At 71.8% G+C, this 17,539-nt stretch carries 16 protein-coding genes; 9 read left to right on the top strand and 7 right to left on the bottom strand.

Features of this window, described 5'->3' with window-relative positions; all coding sequences use genetic code 11:
* Positions 1–38: 38 nt before the first annotated feature.
* From ACZ5VD_RS31550 to ACZ5VD_RS31575, 6 genes are read right to left on the bottom strand one after another with little or no spacing between them, the layout of a single operon-like run.
* A complete protein-coding gene (locus ACZ5VD_RS31550) occupies positions 39–1,019 on the bottom strand; it encodes an aldo/keto reductase (protein ID WP_468684109.1) in 981 nt (326 codons plus the stop codon).
* Positions 1,016–1,936 (bottom strand): ABC transporter ATP-binding protein, encoded by a 921-nt coding sequence (locus tag ACZ5VD_RS31555; RefSeq protein ID WP_468684110.1) that lies wholly within the window; start codon positions 1,934–1,936, stop codon positions 1,016–1,018. The genes ACZ5VD_RS31550 and ACZ5VD_RS31555 overlap by 4 nt, the downstream gene beginning before the upstream one ends.
* Complete coding sequence (locus ACZ5VD_RS31560; RefSeq protein ID WP_468684111.1) at positions 1,933–2,811, bottom strand: ABC transporter ATP-binding protein; 879 nt, start codon at positions 2,809–2,811, stop codon at positions 1,933–1,935. Before ACZ5VD_RS31560 ends, ACZ5VD_RS31555 begins: the two co-directional genes overlap by 4 nt.
* A 3-nt stretch (positions 2,812–2,814) precedes the next feature.
* A complete protein-coding gene (locus tag ACZ5VD_RS31565; protein ID WP_468684112.1) occupies positions 2,815–3,729 on the bottom strand; it encodes an ABC transporter permease in 915 nt (304 codons plus the stop codon).
* A gap of 2 nt (positions 3,730–3,731) precedes the next feature.
* Positions 3,732–4,661: an ABC transporter permease gene (locus ACZ5VD_RS31570; protein ID WP_468684113.1), complete on the bottom strand. Its 930-nt coding sequence runs from the start codon at positions 4,659–4,661 to the stop codon at positions 3,732–3,734.
* A gap of 3 nt (positions 4,662–4,664) precedes the next feature.
* Positions 4,665–6,239: an ABC transporter substrate-binding protein gene (locus ACZ5VD_RS31575; RefSeq protein WP_468684115.1), complete on the bottom strand. Its 1,575-nt coding sequence runs from the start codon at positions 6,237–6,239 to the stop codon at positions 4,665–4,667.
* A gap of 211 nt (positions 6,240–6,450) precedes the next feature.
* On the opposite strand from ACZ5VD_RS31575, the gene ACZ5VD_RS31580 reads away from it, so the two are divergent.
* The 8 genes from ACZ5VD_RS31580 to ACZ5VD_RS31615 all read left to right on the top strand — a co-directional run bounded on the left by ACZ5VD_RS31580 (position 6,451) and on the right by ACZ5VD_RS31615 (position 15,754).
* Positions 6,451–7,743, top strand: coding sequence for a four-carbon acid sugar kinase family protein (locus tag ACZ5VD_RS31580; protein ID WP_468684118.1), 1,293 nt, complete (start codon positions 6,451–6,453; stop codon positions 7,741–7,743).
* Complete coding sequence (gene pdxA, locus ACZ5VD_RS31585) at positions 7,740–8,768, top strand: 4-hydroxythreonine-4-phosphate dehydrogenase PdxA (RefSeq protein WP_468684120.1); 1,029 nt, start codon at positions 7,740–7,742, stop codon at positions 8,766–8,768. The genes ACZ5VD_RS31580 and pdxA overlap by 4 nt, the downstream gene beginning before the upstream one ends.
* 42 nt (positions 8,769–8,810) lie before the next feature.
* The gene (locus ACZ5VD_RS31590; RefSeq protein WP_468684121.1) at positions 8,811–9,623 is read left to right on the top strand and encodes a DeoR/GlpR family DNA-binding transcription regulator; all 813 of its coding nucleotides are present in this window, start codon (positions 8,811–8,813) and stop codon (positions 9,621–9,623) included.
* A 51-nt stretch (positions 9,624–9,674) separates the two neighbouring features.
* Positions 9,675–10,355 (top strand): SDR family NAD(P)-dependent oxidoreductase, encoded by a 681-nt coding sequence (locus ACZ5VD_RS31595; RefSeq protein WP_468684123.1) that lies wholly within the window; start codon positions 9,675–9,677, stop codon positions 10,353–10,355.
* Positions 10,356–10,939: 584 nt separating this feature from the next.
* Positions 10,940–11,887 (top strand): helix-turn-helix domain-containing protein, encoded by a 948-nt coding sequence (locus ACZ5VD_RS31600; RefSeq protein WP_468684124.1) that lies wholly within the window; start codon positions 10,940–10,942, stop codon positions 11,885–11,887.
* A 128-nt stretch (positions 11,888–12,015) separates the two neighbouring features.
* Positions 12,016–13,809 (top strand): FAD-dependent oxidoreductase, encoded by a 1,794-nt coding sequence (locus tag ACZ5VD_RS31605; RefSeq protein WP_468684125.1) that lies wholly within the window; start codon positions 12,016–12,018, stop codon positions 13,807–13,809.
* 5 nt (positions 13,810–13,814) lie between these two features.
* Positions 13,815–14,870 (top strand): maleylacetate reductase, encoded by a 1,056-nt coding sequence (locus ACZ5VD_RS31610; protein WP_468684126.1) that lies wholly within the window; start codon positions 13,815–13,817, stop codon positions 14,868–14,870.
* The gene (locus ACZ5VD_RS31615; protein ID WP_468684127.1) at positions 14,867–15,754 is read left to right on the top strand and encodes an intradiol ring-cleavage dioxygenase; all 888 of its coding nucleotides are present in this window, start codon (positions 14,867–14,869) and stop codon (positions 15,752–15,754) included. The genes ACZ5VD_RS31610 and ACZ5VD_RS31615 overlap by 4 nt, the downstream gene beginning before the upstream one ends.
* A gap of 119 nt (positions 15,755–15,873) precedes the next feature.
* Here ACZ5VD_RS31615 and ACZ5VD_RS31620 read toward each other — a convergent pair whose 3' ends face one another.
* Positions 15,874–16,302 carry a VOC family protein gene (locus ACZ5VD_RS31620; protein WP_468684129.1) on the bottom strand — a complete coding sequence of 143 codons (429 nt, stop codon included), beginning with the start codon at positions 16,300–16,302 and terminating at the stop codon, positions 15,874–15,876.
* Positions 16,303–16,508: 206 nt separating this feature from the next.
* On the opposite strand from ACZ5VD_RS31620, the gene ACZ5VD_RS31625 reads away from it, so the two are divergent.
* Entirely contained in the window at positions 16,509–17,402 is an 894-nt protein-coding gene (locus tag ACZ5VD_RS31625) for an alpha/beta hydrolase (RefSeq protein WP_468684130.1), read from the top strand.
* Positions 17,403–17,539 lie beyond the last annotated feature (137 nt).

The following is a 17,539-nucleotide window of genomic DNA, read 5'->3' on the forward strand; positions in this document are numbered from 1 at the left end:
CGGGAGGCGGGGCGGGGGCGTCGAAGGCGCGTGCGGGCTCAGCGGTTGTAGGCGGGCATGGGGCCGCGCAGGCCGGCACCGACCTCGTCGCAGGCGGCGCTCACGTCGGGGGGCAGCGGTCCGGCCTGCGCGGCGGTGAGGTTGGCGCGCAGGTGCCCGGTCCGGGAACCGCCGAGCAGCAGGGCGTCGGTGGAGTGCCGGTCGAGCAGCCAGCGCAGGGCCAGTTCGGCGAGCGGGACACCGAACTCCTCGGCGATACGGGCCAGTTCGGCGACCGCGGCGAACAGGCGCGGATCCCAGTAGCGCTGCCGGTACATGTCCGCGAGCCGGGAGTCGGCGAACCGTCCCCCCTCGGGGGCCTTGTCGTAGCTGTGCCGTCCGGTGAGGAGGCCGCCGCCGAGCGGGTTGTAGACCATGGTGCGCAGACCTGTGACGGCGGCGTACTCGACATACTCCTCCTCGATCCGGCGGGCGAGCAGATTGTGCAACTGCTGGGCGACGACCGGGCGTGGGGCACCCACCTCGTCGGCGACGCGCACCAGTTCGGCGATCTGCCAGGCGGCGTGGTTGGAGACGCCGAGCGCGAGGACCTTCCCCTCGGCGACGAACTCGGCGACGGTGGCGAGGGTTTCGGCCAGGGGTGTGGCCCGGTCGGGCTGGTGCAGATAGAACAGGTCGACGCGGTCGGTGCCGAGTCGCTTGAGGCTGCCTTCCAGGGCGGCCCGCAGGCCGGGGGCGGACAGCGGGGCGTGCTCCCCCTGGTCGGGGTGCGGGATACCGGCCTTGGTGGCGAGCACGATCCGGTCGCGGTGGGCGGGGAGCAGCTCGGCGAGGATGCGTTCGCTCTCGCCGCCGGCGTAGCCGTTCGCGGTGTCCACGCCTGTGATACCGGCTTCCAGCGCCGTCGCGAGCATGTCCGCGGCGCCGGCCAGGTCGACGGTGTCGCCGAACGTCATGGTGCCCAGGACGAGCCGGGACAGGGGCACGGGTACGTTCGGCAGTTCGATGCCGGTGGTCACTTGCCGGTTCCTTCCGGTGGGGTGGTCAGGGGGGTGTGGGGCGGGCTCGGCTCCTGAGAGGCGGTGGTCGAGGCCGCCCGGGTGCGGGGTTTGAGTCCCCGTATCGCCGTGGGGTCGAGGGCGGCGCGGCGCAGCGCGCGGGTGTAGGGCTCGGCGGGGCCGGCGAGGACGTCGGCGGTAGGGCCGCGCTCGACGACCCGCCCCGCCTTCAGGACGACGACGTCGGTGCTGATCTCGCGCACCACGCCGAGGTGGTGGGCGATGACGATGTACGTGATGCCGGTCTCCTCCCGCAGGTCGCGCAGCAGATCGAGGACCTGGGCCTGCACGGACACGTCGAGGGCCGAGGTGGCCTCGTCGCACACCAGCAGGTCGGGTTCGGAGGCCAGGGCGCGGGCGATGGCGATGCGCTGGCGCTGTCCGCCGGAGAACTCGGCGGGCCGTCGTTCGAGTGCCGTGGCCGGCAGTCCTACCCGGTCGAGCAGTGAGGTGGCGCGGCGGCGCCGCTCGGCCTTGTCCTTCAGGCCCGCGACGCGCAGCGGTTCGGCCACGATCTCCAGGGCGGTCAGGTGCGGGGCGAGGGATCCGTAGGGGTCCTGGAAGACCATCTGGACGCGGCGCCGCAGTGGCCTCAGGCGCCGCTCGGGCAGCGCGGCGAGGTCGGTGCCGTCCAGCACGATCCGCCCGGAGGCGGGCTTGAGCAGCCGTACGATCGCGCAGGCGATGGTCGACTTGCCGCTGCCCGACTCGCCGACGACGGCGAGTGAGCCGCCGCGGGGCACGCTGAAGCTGACGTGGTCGACGGCGCGCACGGGGCCGGCCGGCGTGGGGTAGTCGACGACGAGGTCCTCGACGGCGAGAAACGTCGATGCGTCGGCCGTGTCGGACGCGTCCGGTGTCACTGCTGCCTGGCTCATCGGGTGGCCCTGCCTTCCTGCTCGGGCCGGGCGGTGTGGTCGTCCGGCCCGTCCTCGTCCCAGGGCCCGAGGCTCGGGACGGCCGCGAGGAGTTTCCCGGTGTACGGGTGTGCGGGACGCTCGACGATCTGCTGGGCCGGCCCCGACTCGACGAACCGGCCCTCCTTCATGACGTGGATGCGGTCGGACACCAGCCGGGCGACGCCGAGGTCGTGGGTGATCATCAACATGCCCACGCCGGTGCGTTCCTGAAGGTCCATCAGGAGATCGAGGACGCTGGCCTGGACGGTGGCGTCCAGGGCGGAGGTGGGTTCGTCGGCGACCAGCAGCTGGGGTTCGGCGGCCAGTGCGACGGCGATGAGGATGCGCTGGAGCATGCCGCCGGAGAACTGGTGCGGGTAGGCCTTCCAGCGCGTTTCGGGCCTGCTGATCCGTACCTGGTCCAGCAGGTGGGTGCCGCGCTCGCGGGCCTCGGCCCGGGACAGGCCGGGGTGCCGCAGCCGCAGGGCCTCGCCGAGCTGCCGTCCGACGGTGTGGACGGGGCTGAGCGCCGTCATGGGTTCCTGGGGGATGAGGGACACGGTACGGCCGCGTGCCCGCCGGGCCGCCCCGGGGTCGGTGACGACGTCCTCGCCGCCGATGCGGGCGGTGCCGGACAGGACGGCGAGTCCTTCGGGCAGCAGCCGCAGCACGCCCATCGCCGTGGTGGACTTGCCGGAGCCGGACTCCCCGATGAGGGTGACGGTCTCGCCGCGTCGGACGGTGAAACTCACGCCGTCGACGGCACGGACCACGCCACGGCGGGTGACCAGTTCGATCTGGAGGTCCTCGACGTCCAGCAGGGCGCCGGAGGCCGGCGGGGTGTCGCTGGTCATGGCTCAGGCTCCCTTCGCGGGCTTGGTCGTACGGATGCGGTCGCGCAGGCCGTCGCCCATGAGGTTGACGCCGACCACGAGGAGGGCGATGACCAGGCCGGGGAGTGTGACCAGCCACCAGGAGGTGGTGATGTAGTCCTGGCCGTCGGAGATGATGCGGCCCCAGGTGGCGAACGGCCGCTGGGGGCCCGCGCCCAGGAAGCTGAGGGCGCTCTCCAGGAGCACGGCCTGGGCGAGCAGCAGCAGGACCACCAGGCTCGCGGGGCGCAGGATGTTGGGGATGATGTGCCGTCCCAGGACGGACCAGCTGCGCATCCCGAGCAGACGGGCGGCCGCCACATAGGGTTTCTCGCGTTCGACGAGGACCAGGGAGCGGGTCAGCCGGGCCACCTCCGGCCACTGGGCGATCGCGATCACACAGGTGATGACGGTGACCGACGGGCCGAACAGGGCGACGACGAGCAGCAGCATCATCAGCAGGGGCAGCGCCAGCTGGGCTTCGAGGAGACGGCTGACGGACGTGTCGATCCAGCCCCCGAAGTAGCCGGCCGCCGAGCCCGCGGCGATCCCGATGAGCCCGGAGACGACGACGGCGAGGACGCCCACGGTCAGCGACACCTGGCCGCCGTGCAGGATGCGGGAGAGCAGGTCGCGTCCGAGCTGGTCGGTGCCGAACAGGTGCCCGTCGGTGAGTGGCGGCACCCGGCGCCCCGCGAGGTTCTGGGCGTCCGGGTCCGGCAGCGGCAGCAGGCTGGCGAGAGCCACCGGCAGGGCGACCAGCGCGGTGCACAGGGCTCCCGCCCACAGCTTGAAGCGGGCGCTGCGCCGCTGCCTGGTGGCGGTGGCGCGGGCCAGCTGCCCGGCGGTGACGGCACTGGGCCGGGCGCCGGCGGCGGACGGGGTGAGCGTGGCGGACATGGTCAGGCCGCCTTTCCGAGTCGGACCCGCGGGTCGAGGAGCGGGTAGGCGAGGTCGACGAGGAGCTGGACGAGGATGGCGAGGGTCGCCGTGACCAGGACGGTCGCCTGGATGAGCGGGTAGTCGCGGGTCTCCAGGGCACGGACGACGAGGGAACCGACGCCGGGCCAGCCGAAGACGACCTCGACCACCACCACGCCGTTGAGCAGTGCCGCGAAGCGGGTGCCGACCGCGGTGACCAGCGGGACGGACGAGTTGGCGAGGGCGTACCGCCAGGTGAGGGCCCGTTCGGAGACACCGCGCGAGCGGGCCACGGTGATGTACGGCGAGGCGAGTGCCGTGGTCATCTCGCGGCGTACGAGCCGTGAGACGAGGGCGAGTTGGAGGATGGCGATGGTGACGGTCGGCAGGACCAGGCCGCTCCAGGAGGTGAAGCCGGAGGCGGGCAGCACCGGCAGCAGCACGGCGAAGACGGTCAGCAGCATCACGCCGGTCCAGAAGTCCGGCATGGACTGTCCGGTGATGGTCAGGACGTTGGCGCCGAGTTCGCGCGAGGTGTCGGCGCGGCGGGCCATCCACACCCCCAGCGGGACCGCGACGGCCACGGTGACGGCGATCGCCGCGACGGAGAGCGTGATCGTGTACGGCATGCGGTCCAGGACCACGCTCAGGGCGGAGTCGTGGAAGGAGAAGCTGGTGCCGAGATCGCCGCTCAGCAGGTCGCGCAGGAAGATCCCGTACTGGGTGACCAAGGGTTTGTCGAGGCCGAACTGGGCGCGGATCCGCTCCAGGTCGGCGCTGGTGGCGCTCGGCGGCGCGTATGCGGAGGCGGGGTCGCCGGGTGCGAGCCTGACCAGCACGAAGACCGTCGAGAGGGTCAGGAAGACGGTCAGCAGGCTCTGGCCGAGACGGCGGGCGAGGTACTTGGTCACGGCTCAGCCCTCCAGCCGTACGGCGGTGAGGTCGTAGGAGTTGACCGGCAGCAGCCGGATGCCGTCGACGCGGGCGCGGCGGGCGAGCAAGGTCTTCGGCACGAAGGCCCACAGGGCGGGCCAGGTGTCCCAGACGGCGTGCTGGGCGGTGGCCAGCTTGCGGTCACGGGTGGCGGGGTCGGTCTCGGTGGCCGCGTCGGACAACTGCCGGGCGATGCTCGGGACGACGTAGCCCATGAACGCGTCACCGGTGCGCTCGTCCTCGGCCGTGCCCGCGTACATCGCCTGCAGCATGGTGACGGCCTGGCCGGTGGGGCCGGGGAAGCCGTTGCCGATGACGTCCCAGTCGCCGCCCTTGCCCTGGCGCCACTTGAGGATGTCGCCGCCGGGCTCGAACTGCTGCAGGGTGGCGCGCACACCGACCTCCTTCAACATCTCCGCGACGGCCTCCATCACGGAGGCGTCCGCCGCGAACTCGCCCGACTCCCAGATGATTTTGATCCGCAGCCCGTCGGCGCCCAAAGAATTGAGCAACTGCCGTGCCCGTGCCGGGTCGTGGGCGTAGCGGCCGGTGCGTTCGGCGCCCTGGAGGCTGAGCGGGACGACTCCCCGGGCCTGCTCGGCCGAGTCGGTGAGCACGTCCCGGACGAGGGACTCGCCGTCGATGGCATACGTCAGGGCCCGGCGCACCCGGGCGTCGGCCAGTGGATGCCCGCGCGGCTTGCGGAAGTTGTAGAAGAGCTGGCAGATCCGCACGCCGGCGGTCCGCTCCAGACGCACGCCGGGCAGCCCGGTGAGCTGTTCGGCGGAGTCGGGGGTGATGGTGTCGATGACGTCCAGTTCGCCGCTGCGCAGGGCGACGACCCGGCTCGACTCCTCAGGTACGAAGCGGACCCGGACCCGTTCGACGGGCGGCCGCCCGCCCCAGTAGTCCGGGACGCGGGCCAGGGTGTACTCGCCCGCGCCGCTGTTGGCGCCGGCCACCCGGTAGGGGCCGGTGCCGACGCCGGAGCGCAGTTCCTCGGGCCGGTTGTCCTTCGCCGGGGTGATGAGGATGTTGGACATCAGCCGGTCCAGGACGGGCACCGGCTCGCGGGTGTGGAGCCGGAAGGTGCGTGCGCCCGTGGCCTCGACGTCGGGGAGTTCGGGGAAGAGGCCGAGGATGAACGAGCCGGCGACGTCCGCGTACATCCGCACCGCGGTGGCCACGTCGTCGACGGTCACGGGTCGGCCGTCGGAGTAGCGGATCCCGTCGCGCAGGCGGACGCTCCATGTGGTCGGCGCGGTCATCTCGAACCGGTCGGCGAGGACCGGTACGAGTCGCATGTCCGGACCGATGGCCGTGAGGGCCTGACGCACGGCCCGCTGCACGGTCACCGCCGCGTCGAACTGGTTGAGCTTGTTGTCCAGGCTGACCAGCGAGCGGTTCAGCCCGAGTGTGAGGGTGCCGGGGCCGGGGGCGCCGGTGGGTCCGGCGCAGGCGGCCAGCGGGGAGAGAGCGAGACCGGCCCCGCCCGCGGCGCCCCAGCGCAGCAGGGCGCGACGGCTGGGCGTCTCACTCGGTGGAGTTCGGGTCATCGTCGACCTCTCGGGGTTTCTTGTGCGGCGACCGGCTCGGGACGGCGTCCCGTCCCGCAGGACGCCGTCGGTTTCTGTCGCGCCGGAAACCGTTCCATGGTTGCGCGAATCACGCAAGAGGTCTCGCGCAGATCACGCAAGCTGTGTCATTATCGAGCACCGAGACCGCCCCGCGTGCCCCACCCTTCGCCCACAGGTCCAGGAGGATGACGTGCCCTTCCCCTCTCCCTCCCCCCTCCGCGAGGAGACGGCGCCGCGACGGGTCCTGGCCCTCGCCGACGACCTGTCCGGGGCGGCGGAGACCGCGGTGGCGCTCGGCGCGCCGGGCCGGATCGTGCTCGGTCCGGCGTCCTTGGACCCGCACGCCTGCGGCGAGGCCGTCGTCGTCGACCTCGACTGCCGGTGCCTGCCCCCGGCCGACGCGGCCCGGCGCGTACGCGAGGCGCTGCGAACCGTCCCCTCGGACGTTCTGGTGCTGAAGAAGGCCGACTCACTGCTGCGGGGCAACCTCGCTGCCGAGACGGCCGCCTGCGCCGAAGGCGCCCGGGGCGTCGTCGTCGCCACCGCCCTACCGGCCCTCGGCCGCACGGTCCGCGACGGTGTCGTCCGTCTCGACGGCGTCCCCCTGCACACCACGGACGCCTGGCGGGCGGAGAGCACCGCGCCCCCGCCGTCGATCTCCGCCGCGCTCGGGGGTGCCCGTACGACGCTCGTCCCGCTGGCGGCGGTACGGGGCGACGCGTTGACCGCCGTGCTGCGCGCGGCGGTCGGTGCCGGACACCTCCCGGTGTGCGACGCCGAGACGGACACCGACCTGGACCTGATCGCCGAGGCGGCGCTCGCCTGCGGGCCCGGCGTCCGCCTGACGGGCACGAGCGGCCTCGCCGCGGCGGTCGGCCGCCTGCTGAGGCGCACCGACGGGACCCCGGCCGCGACCACGGCGGGATCAGCGGCTGCCGCTCCGGCCGGGGGACGCCGGCGACGGCCCCTCCTGATCGTCGTCGGCACCGCCGATCCCTCCGCGCCTGCGCAGATCGCGCAACTCACGGAGCGCGGCGCCCGCCATGTATCCGTGCATCCCGACGTCCTGGACTCCGACGTCGTCAACTCCGACGCGCTGTCACTTCCGAACGCACCGCGTTCATGTGACGGAACGTCAGGGGATGTCACCGTCCTCAGCATCGACAGCGGCCCAGGCATCCGGCCCGGATCGGCACGCCGTCTGGTGTCCGCACTCGCTCGCCTCGCCGCCGACCGTGCGGGCGACGCCGACCTCGTCCTGACGGGTGGTGAGACCGCCCGCCGCGTCCTCGACGCGCTCGCCGTTCCGCACCTGGCGCCGCTCGGCCAGATCCACCATGGCGCCGTCCACACCCGCACGCCCGACGGACGCCATGTCGTCACCCGGCCCGGCAGCTTCGGCGACACCGATTCCCTGCTGCGGATCGCCACGGCGCTCCGGCCGGACCTCCCCACCGCCCACCACAAGGAGACCTCTCGGTGAACGCGATCCCGACCGCCGACAATGACCGTTCGCTCCCGCTCATCGCGGTGACCATGGGAGACGGCGCCGGCATCGGCCCCGAGGTGATCGTCCCGGCGCTGCTGCACCCGGACACCCTCGCCCGCTGCCGTCCCGTCGTCGTCGGTGATGCCGGGCGGCTGCGGCAGGCCGCCGCGATCCTGGGCGTCGACTGCGACATCGTCTCCGTGGGCGCCCCGGGCGAGGCCGAGTTCCCGCTGGGACGCGTCAACGTCGTGGACCTGGACCTGCTCCCCGCCGACCTGTCCTGGGGCGAACTGTCCGCCCTCGCCGGCGAGGGCGCCTACCAGTACGTACGGGTGGCCGCGGACCTCGCGATGAGCGGCGCCGTGCACGGCATCTGCACCGCGCCCCTCAACAAGGAGGCCCTGCACCTGGCCGGGCATCTCTACCCGGGCCACACCGAGTTGCTGGCCCACCTCACCGGCGTGGAGGAGGTGTCGATGATGCTGTCGACGCCCCGGGTGAAGGTCATTCACGTCACCACCCACATCGGCCTGATCGACGCCGTACGGCGCATCGAGCCGGGCCTGGTCGAGCGCACGGTGCGCCGCGGTCACGACGCGATGGTGCGGGCCGGCGTCGCGAAACCGGTGATCGGCGTCTGCGGCATCAACCCGCACGCGGGTGAGAACGGGCTGTTCGGCTATGGCGAGGAGGAGGAGAAGATCGTCCCCGCCCTCGACGTGCTGCGCACGGACGGCATCGACGCCCGCGGCCCCCTCCCGGCCGACACGGCCTTCTTCCTCGCCGGGCGCGGCGACTACGACCTGATCGTCGCGATGTATCACGACCAGGGGCACGGCCCGGTCAAGGTGTTGGGCATCGAGACGGGCGTCAACCTGACCGTGGGACTGCCCGTCATCCGTACCTCGGTGGACCACGGAACGGCCTTCGACATCGCGGGCAAGGGCGTGGCCGACCCGGGTAGCATGGTGGAGGCCGTGCGCCAGGCAGCCGAGATGTCGTCCACAGCGGCCCGCTGAGACCGCCGCCCCCAGTCCGCGCAGAGAAGGACTCCACGACAGATGTCTCCCCTCGGATCCAAGGCCCGGCGCGAACGGATCCTGTACGTGGCCACCACGACCGGCCTCACCAGCGTGGAGGAGTTGTCGCGACGCTTCGGTGTCACGCCCTCCACCATCCGCCGCGACCTCGCCAAGCTGACCGCCGACGGCCGGCTGGCTCGGACCTATGGCGGCGCCATGGCGCTGACCGCCCATCCCGAGGCATCACTGAGGCAGCGTACGGGCGAGGCGTTCGACGCGAAGCGGGCCATCGCACGGCGCGCCGCCATCGAGGTGCGCGCCGGTGAGACGGTGCTGCTGGACGCCGGATCGACCGTGGGCGCCCTCGCCCACGAACTGCGCTCCGCGAAGGAACTGACGGTCGCGACCACGGGACTGACGGCCCTGCAGGAGCTCTCCGACGTCGAGACGGTGCACGTCGAGTGTCTCGGCGGCACGCTGCGACCGCTGAGCCAGGGCTTCGTCGGTCCACTGACCGAGGCCGCACTGGAACGGATGACCTTCGACCGGGTCTTCCTCGGTACCGACGGCATCTCGCCCGAGCACGGCATCTGCGAGGCCGACCTGCGCCAGACGCGGCTGAAGGAACTGATGGCCCGCCGCGCCGACCATGTGTACGTCCTCGCGCATGCGGCGAAGCTCGGCCGCCGCCCCTTCCACGCCTGGGCGAAGCTCCCGGCCGACTGGACCCTGATCACCGACGACGGCGCCGACCCGTCGATCGTGGCCGAGTTGCGCGGACGCGGCGTCGAGGTGGTGCTGACCGAGGTGACGGCTTCCCACGAGCCGGAGCACAGGACGTCGCCTTCATGACCTCGACACAGAGCACCGGGCACGCGGGGACGCGGGCCGGGCGGGTGCGCCATGACTGAGACACGGCACGCTCTGGTCACCGGGGTCAGTTCGGGAATCGGCGAGGCGATCAGTGGCCGTCTGTTGCGGGAGGGATGGCGGGTCACCGGGATCAGCCGCCGCCGTCCGGTACCCGCGCCGGGGCTGACCTGGCTCCCGGCGGATCTGGCCGAGCCCACCGAACTGGTCCACGTCCTCGACCGCGTACCCGCCCCCGACGCCATCGTGCACGCCGCCGGGCTCCAGCGCTCGGCGCCACTGGGCGAACTGTCCGCCGACGACGGCGAGTTGATGTGGCGGGTCCACGTCCAGGCCGCCACGATCCTCGTCGACACGTTCGCCGACCGGCTGCCCGACGGTGCCCGCGTGGTCCTCGTCGGCAGCCGTACCGCGACCGGTGTACCCGGCAAGAGCCAGTACGCCGCGACCAAGGCGGCCCTGCCCGCGCTCGCGCGCTCCTGGGCCGCGGAACTGGCCGTCCGTGGCATCACCGTCAACGTGATCGCCCCCGGCCCGACGGACACTCCGATGCTCTCCGACCCCGGCCGCGCCCGCACGCCCCCGGCCCACCCGCCCCTCGGCCGGTTCGTCTCTCCCGACGAGGTCGCCGGCCTGACCGCGTTCCTCCTCGGCCCGGACGGCGGAGCGATCACCGGGCAGCAACTCGTCCAGTGCGCCGGGGCCTCACTCTGACCCCTGCGCTCCGATGCCCTGCCGAACGGCGGCCCGAACCTCACCGCCCCGCGGGCCGAACGACGGGTGACCGCCCTTCCCGCCGGTCACCGGCCGGCCGACCGGAGCCGGGCCGCCCTCGCGGAACTCGCCGACGAACCCTTCGTCGTCCACCCCTCCCTGCACGACCGGGGCCTCGCCGCCTGCGCGCCCGGGCCGGATTCGTACCCTCGCCGTTGACGGAGGTGGGCGAGACCGCCCCCTCGTCGTCTTCGCCGCGGCCGGCCACGGTGTCGCCCCGGTCCCGGAACCGGTACAGGGCCTCCGCCTCGACAGGGTCGTCCACGTCCGCTCGCCCAGACCGAGACCGTCACCCTTGGGCCGGCACGGCGGCCACAGCGGAACGAGCGGTACCGGGCAGCAGTAGGCGGCCCGCTGAAGGGGGTGGCGGCCGGTGCGCCACACGCGCACGGGCCGCCCCGGTCGTCGAGGTGCACCGCCCGTCTTACGGAGCCGGGAACCCGGCGGTACCGTTCCGAGCCTTGGCCCACACGTGCCCCGGACGCACACGGTGAGGGCATCGGTATGGAGCAGGCAGGTGCAGCATGACCAGCGCCGTCAGAATTCCCACAGCCCATCGTTTCGCCACCGAGCACATCGAGGCGGACCGTCAGGTGGAGCTCTGGGAGCGGCACAACGCGGAGTCCCTGATCGCCCTGACCTGTCGGCCGCCGGTGGCCCGGTCGTTCGCGGCCGTGGAGGTGAACCTCCAGCTTGAGCGGGTCCACCTCGCCCGGGTGCGGGGCACGCGGCACGTGGTCGAGCGCTCCGCCGAGCTGGTCGAGGCCAAGCCCACGGAGGCGATCGCCGTCTATATGGCCCTCAGGGGAGAGGCGCTCTTCGAGCAGGACGGACACCGTCGGGTGCTGCGGCCCGGTCAGCTCCTGGTCTGCGATGCCGACCGGCCCTTCCTCCGCGGGTTCGGCCGCGGGCTGGAGGAACTGGCCGTGAAGGTTCCCCGTTCGGCGCTGTCCGCGCTCACCGGCCTGGCGTCCGTACCCGCGCCCGTCGTCATCGACGTGGGCCCCGGCGAGAACCCGCACGGCCGGGCCCTGGCCCGGCTCACGGCACGGGCGGTCCGCCGGGATCGCCCGGTGCCGGCGGACGAGCAGACCGTCGTCGAACTCGTATCGGTGCTCGCGGCCTCCGGCCACGTCGGCCTCCCCGTGGCACACAGAGCGGCCGCCCGGACGTTCATCGAGGAGCACTTCACCGATCCGATGCTCCGCGCGGCCGACATCGCGTCCGGCACGGGTATCAGCGAGCGACACCTGTCGCGTCTGTTCGCGGCCGTCGGCACCAGCGTGCCCGGGCACATCCTGGCGCGCCGGCTGGACGCGGCGTACAGCATGCTGGTCTCCGATCCGGCCGGAGGCCCGCGCACATCGGACGTGGCCGCACGGTGCGGCTTCACATCGGCCGCGTACTTCTCCCGCACCTTCCGCGAGCGGTTCGGCATCACCGCCGGAGCGGTCCGTGCCGGATCCGCCTGACCGGTCGCGTCCCGCGATGCTCATTTCCGCCATCCGGGCCCGGATCGTCGGGCCGGCCCGGGTGTGAGCGCGGACACTCGTACGCACCGGCCCGGTGCCCCGGTCCGGGACGAGGAGAGGTGTGGAACATGCCCGTGTTCGACGACGGCCAGCCCGAGACCCGTCCGCCCGCGTCGTCGGTGGTCGAGACAGACGTCCTGATCGTCGGCTCCGGACCGGCAGGCGCGTCGGCGGCGTTGTTCCTGTCGACGCTGGGCATCGACACCATGGTGATCACGAAGTACCGGTGGACGGCGAACACACCGAGGGCCCACATCACCAACCAGCGGGCGATGGAGATCTTCCGGGACATGGGCATCGAGGACCAGGTCCTGGCCGATGCCACGCCGCACCACCTGGTCGGGGACACGGTCTTCTGTACGTCGATCGCGGGCGAGGAGATCGGACGCATCCACACCTGGGGGACCCACCCGGCGCGTGAGGCCGACTACCAACTGGCGTCGCCGTGCCTCGTGGTGGACATCCCGCAGACCTATCTCGAACCGATCCTGGTCAAGAACGCGACCGTGCGAGGCACGCAGACACGGTTCTCCACGGAGTACCTCTCGCACGCGCAGGACGCGGACGGCGTCGACGTCCTGGCCCGGGACCGGCTGACCGGCGCGGAGTACACCATCCGGGCCAAGTACCTGATCGGCGCCGACGGTGCCCGGTCCAAGGTCGCCGCGGACATCGGCCTGCCGTACGAAGGCGCGATGGACATCGCCGGGTCGATGAACATCACGTTCAAGGCTGACATCGAGCGCTACGTCGGTCACCGGCCCTCGGTCCTGTACTGGGTGATCCAGCCGGGCGCGAACGTCGGAGGCATCGGGGCCGGCCTGGTGCGCATGGTGCGGCCGTGGAACGAGTGGCTGATCGTCTGGGGCTACGACATCGACGACGAGCCGCCCGTCGTCGACGAGGCGTCCGCGACCCAGATCGTGCGCGATCTCCTCGGCATGCCCGACATCGACGTCGAGATCACCGGCACCAGCCTGTGGGGCAACAACGAGATGTACGCCAAGCACCTGCAGAAGGGCCGCGTCTTCTGTGCCGGGGACGCGATCCACCGGCATCCGCCGAGCAACGGTCTCGGCTCCAACACCTCGATCCAGGACTCCTACAACCTGGCCTGGAAGCTCGCCCTCGTGCTGCGCGGTCAGGCCGACCGGAGCCTGCTCGACACCTACTCGGCCGAACGGGCGCCGGTCGCCGAGCGCATCGTCCGACGGGCGAACCGGTCCAGCCGGGAGTTCGTGCAGTTCTTCGAGGTGCTCGGACTTCTCGACGCCACGACGGAGGAGGAGATGGTCGCGGCGATAGAGGAACGCAAGGCCAACACACCCGAGGGCGCGGCCAAGCGCGCCGCCCTCGTCGCCGCGATGGAGCTGAAGAACTACGAGTTCAACGCCCACGGAGTGGACCTCGGGCAGCACTACGAATCGGCCGCGGTCGTCTCCGACGGATCTTCGTTGCCCGCGCCCGGCCGTGACGCCGACCTGTACTACGAGATGTCCACCGTGCCCGGCTCGCACCTGCCGCACGCCTGGGTCGGTGACACCATGCGCAGGACGGCGATGATGGACCTCGCCCCCTACGACCGTTTCACCCTGGTCACCGGCATCGCCGGCGAGGCGTGGGCCTCGGTGGCCGACAAGGTCGCGCACGAGCTGGGGATTCCGCTCCAGGCCGTTGTCATAGGACCGGGCCAGGAGGTCACCGACCTCTACTACGACTGGGCGAAGCTGCGCGAGGTCGACGAGAGCGGAGTCGTCCTGGTGCGCCCCGACAAGCACATCGCCTGGCGCTCGATGACCATGCCCGAGGACCCCGAGGGCGCTCTGCGCACGGCGCTGCGCCAGATCCTGGGAAAGGCGTGAACGGCATGCGGTTCGACCACGACACCCTCGCCCAACGCGTGCGGTTCGCCTCGGCCGCGGCGGCACAGAACCTCGCGGACGAGATCAAGGAACTCGGCGCGGCCCGGGTCATGGTGATCGCCGCGGACGCCGAACGCGAACTCGCCCACCGGATCGCCGCACAGCTGCCCGTGGCGCACTGGCACCACGAGGTGGCCATGCACGTGCCGGTCCAGGTCGCCGAGCGGGCCAGGGAACAGGCCGCCGCCCACCGCGCCGACGCACTCGTCTGCATCGGCGGCGGCTCGACGACCGGCCTGGCCAAGGCCGTGGCGCTCACCACCGGTCTGCCCATCGTCGCGGTGCCGACCACCTACGCGGGCTCGGAGGCCACCAACGTCTGGGGACTCACCGAGCACGGCCGGAAGACCACCGGCATCGACCCCCGGGTGCTCCCGCGAACGATCGTCTACGACGCGACGCTCATGCTCACCCTGCCGGTCGACCTGAGTGTGGCCTCCGGCCTCAACGCCCTGGCGCACTGCGTCGACTCGATGTGGGCCCCACGGGCCGACCCGATCGACCGGGCCCTGGCCGGCGAGGGGATCCGGGCCCTGCGCATCGGACTGCCGCTGGTCGCCGCCGAGCCGGGCGGCCTCGACGGACGTGAACACGCCCTGTACGGCGCCTACCTCTCCGCGGTGGCGTTCGCCTCGGCCGGATCGGGACTCCACCACAAGATCTGTCACGTCCTCGGCGGGATGTTCGACCTCCCGCACGCCCAGACCCACGCCGTCGTCCTCCCTCACGTACTCGCCTTCAACGCGCCGGCGGCGCCGGACGCCGAGCGGCGTATCGCCGCCGCCTTCGACGCCGAGTCAGCGACCGCCGGGCTCGCCCGACTGCGTGCTCGGCTCGATGCACCCCGGGCTCTTCGCGACTACGGCATGCCGGAGTCCGGCATCGCCCCCGCCGCGGAAGCGGTCCTCGCCGCTGTGCCACCGAGCAATCCGGCCCCCGTCACCCCCGACAACATCACCGGGCTGCTGCGCGCGGCCTGGGAAGGAGCAGAGCCCCGATGACCGACAGCGTCTCCGCCGAACAGGAGCGTCGCGAGGCGGACCTGGTCGAGCGCGTCGTCCGTTCGTTCGACGGCTGCTCCGACCCGCGACTCAAGCAGCTGATGACCTCGCTCGTGCACCACCTGCACGCCTTCGCCCGTGAGGTGCGCCTGACCGAGGGGGAGTGGACCAAGGGCATCGAGTTCCTCACCGCCGCCGGGCACATCACGGACGACAAGCGTCAGGAGTTCATCCTGCTCTCCGACGTACTCGGCCTCTCCATGCAGACCATCGGCATCAACAACGAGGCGTACGGCGACGCGACCGAGGCGACCGTCTTCGGTCCGTTCTTCGTCGAGAACAGCCCCGAGATCCCCCTCGGCGGCTCCCTCTCCGGCGGCGCTCCCGGCGAACCGTGCTGGGTCGAGGGCACCGTCTCCGACGGCGACGGACACCCGGTCGCCGGTGCGCGCATCGAGGTCTGGGAGGCCGACGCGGAAGGCCTCTACGACGTCCAGCACGACGACGGCCGGACCGCCGCACGCGGCCACCTGTTCACCGATGCCGAAGGACGCTACTCGTTCTGGGGCGTCACACCGACCCCGTATCCCATTCCCCATGACGGCCCGGTGGGCAAGATGCTGGCGGCCGTCGGCCGATCCCCCATGCGGGCCTCGCATCTGCACTTCATGGTCAGCGCGGCAGGACAGCGCACGCTGGTCACCCACATCTTCGTCCGCGGCGACGAACTGCTCGACTCGGACACGGTGTTCGGAGTCAAGTCGTCCCTGGTGAAAGGGTTCGAACGCCAGGCCCCCGGCTCCCCGACGCCGGACGGTCACGCGGTGGACGGCTCGTGGTCCCGGGTCTCCTTCGACATCGTGCTGGCGCCGGCCGGTACGTGACGCCCTCATTTCCCACGTCAACTACGGCGCCGTGACCCTGATCGCCGCCTGCCGGTGCGGTGAGTGGTGTCGCCGGGGACCGAGCCCGGACGATGTTCGGGCGGCGTGTGCGCGGTCCCTCAGTCGATGCAGAACTCGTTGCCCTCGATGTCCTGCATCGGGATGCACGCATCATTGCCGTCATACAGCGTTTGCACGTGTACCGCCCCGAGCGGGACCAGTCGTGCGCACTCGGCCTCAAGTGCGGCGAGGCGCTCTTCACCCACGAGTCCGGTGCCGACCCGCACGTCGAGATGCAACCGGTTCTTGGCGGCCTTCCCTTCGGGGACGCGCTGAAAGTACAGCCGTGGGCCCACGCCGGAAGGGTCGATGCAGGCGAACCAGGCGTCCTGCTGCTCCGGCGGCTGCGAGTGCTTGAAATCGTCCCAGGTGGCAAACCCTTCCGGTGGCGGCGGCACGACGTACCCCAGCACCTCACACCAGAAGCGAGCGAGGCGCTCGGGTTCCGCGCAGTCGAAGGTGACTTGGAACTTCTTGATCGACATCATCGGGCCACCGTATGGGCGCGGGCTGCTCAGCGAAACCCCGGATCCGGGCCGGGCAGGTGCACCCGGACAGGGCATGCGACCTCGGCCCGACAGTGGAGGGTCCACGTGCCGGAGGTCTTCAGCGCCTCCCTCTTGCGTGCGGCGAGACAAGCGTCCATTATCAGGAAACCTGTTATTTGAACCTTGTACTGATGGATGGGTGAGTCATGCCGTTCAGCCCCCGCGTCAAGGCCAGGGGAGTGCAGCTGCTGCTCGGGCGCGTGATGAGTCGCGTGCACAAGGATCTGCGCTTCACCGACATCCCCAAGACGACCGAAGTCCTGCGGGTGGAGACGGGTGCCGGGCCGGTGACCTGCACCGTCTACCGTCCGTCGGTCACCCCCGAGACGCCTGCCCCCGTGTACGTCAACTTCCACGGCGGCGGCTTCGTGATCGCCCGCCCCGAGCAGGACGACCACCTCTGTCGCTACATAGCCGCAACGGCCGGCTGCGTCGTGATCAACGTGGACTACGCCGTCTCTCCGCAACGGCCCTTCCCCGTCCCCGTCACCCAGGCGTACGACGTCACGGCCTGGGTCGTCGAGAACGGCGCCGCCCACCACTGGGACGGCTCGCGACTCGCCGTCGGCGGACACAGCGCCGGCGCCAACCTGACGGCCGCGGTCTGCCGCACGGCCCGAGACCGCGGCACCTTCACGCCCCGGCTCCAGATCCTCGACTCGGCACCGCTCGACCAGCTCGCCGACCCGGCGACCAAGCAGTCACCCATCGCCAAGCCCCTGCTCACGCCGCAGCTCATGCGGATCTTCACCGCCGCCTACGTCCGCGACCCCGCGGACCTCTCCCACCCTCTCGTCTCACCCGGACTCGCCGACGACCTCGCCGGACTGCCGCCCGCCCTGGTCATCACCGCGGAGTACGACCGGCTCCGGGGCGAGGGTGACGCCTACGCCAAAGCCCTGGAGGCCGCCGGGGTGTCCGTCACCCACCGTGTCTTCCCGGGCGTCGACCACTACTTCACCCACACCGGCCCGGTGCCGGAAGGGAAGGAAGCCATCGCTCTGATGGCCACCGCCCTGCGCACGGCCCTTGCTCCCTGATGCGTGGTGGCATCAACCCTGGTGCCACGCCGATGTGTTCGAGCACCGGCGGGTGCCGAGCGCGGGGCCGCGGCCACCGCCGAGAGCCGACCTCAACGGCAGCTGTGCGGCCTGGAGGTGGAGACTGCCCGGTCCGG

It is taken from the genome of Streptomyces sp. NPDC032822 (genome assembly GCF_055578825.1).

Coding starts and splice junctions, on each gene's coding strand:
- ACZ5VD_RS31565 (WP_468684112.1), bottom strand. CDS start 3,729: ATGTCCGCCACGCTCACCCCGTCCGCCGCCGGCGCCCGGCCCAGTGCC.
- ACZ5VD_RS31620 (WP_468684129.1), bottom strand. CDS start 16,302: ATGATGTCGATCAAGAAGTTCCAAGTCACCTTCGACTGCGCGGAACCC.
- ACZ5VD_RS31555 (WP_468684110.1), bottom strand. CDS start 1,936: ATGAGCCAGGCAGCAGTGACACCGGACGCGTCCGACACGGCCGACGCA.
- ACZ5VD_RS31610 (WP_468684126.1), top strand. CDS start 13,815: ATGCGGTTCGACCACGACACCCTCGCCCAACGCGTGCGGTTCGCCTCG.
- ACZ5VD_RS31600 (WP_468684124.1), top strand. CDS start 10,940: ATGACCAGCGCCGTCAGAATTCCCACAGCCCATCGTTTCGCCACCGAG.
- ACZ5VD_RS31560 (WP_468684111.1), bottom strand. CDS start 2,811: ATGACCAGCGACACCCCGCCGGCCTCCGGCGCCCTGCTGGACGTCGAG.
- ACZ5VD_RS31605 (WP_468684125.1), top strand. CDS start 12,016: ATGCCCGTGTTCGACGACGGCCAGCCCGAGACCCGTCCGCCCGCGTCG.
- ACZ5VD_RS31575 (WP_468684115.1), bottom strand. CDS start 6,239: ATGACCCGAACTCCACCGAGTGAGACGCCCAGCCGTCGCGCCCTGCTG.
- ACZ5VD_RS31595 (WP_468684123.1), top strand. CDS start 9,675: ATGACTGAGACACGGCACGCTCTGGTCACCGGGGTCAGTTCGGGAATC.
- ACZ5VD_RS31590 (WP_468684121.1), top strand. CDS start 8,811: ATGTCTCCCCTCGGATCCAAGGCCCGGCGCGAACGGATCCTGTACGTG.
- ACZ5VD_RS31625 (WP_468684130.1), top strand. CDS start 16,509: ATGCCGTTCAGCCCCCGCGTCAAGGCCAGGGGAGTGCAGCTGCTGCTC.
- ACZ5VD_RS31615 (WP_468684127.1), top strand. CDS start 14,867: ATGACCGACAGCGTCTCCGCCGAACAGGAGCGTCGCGAGGCGGACCTG.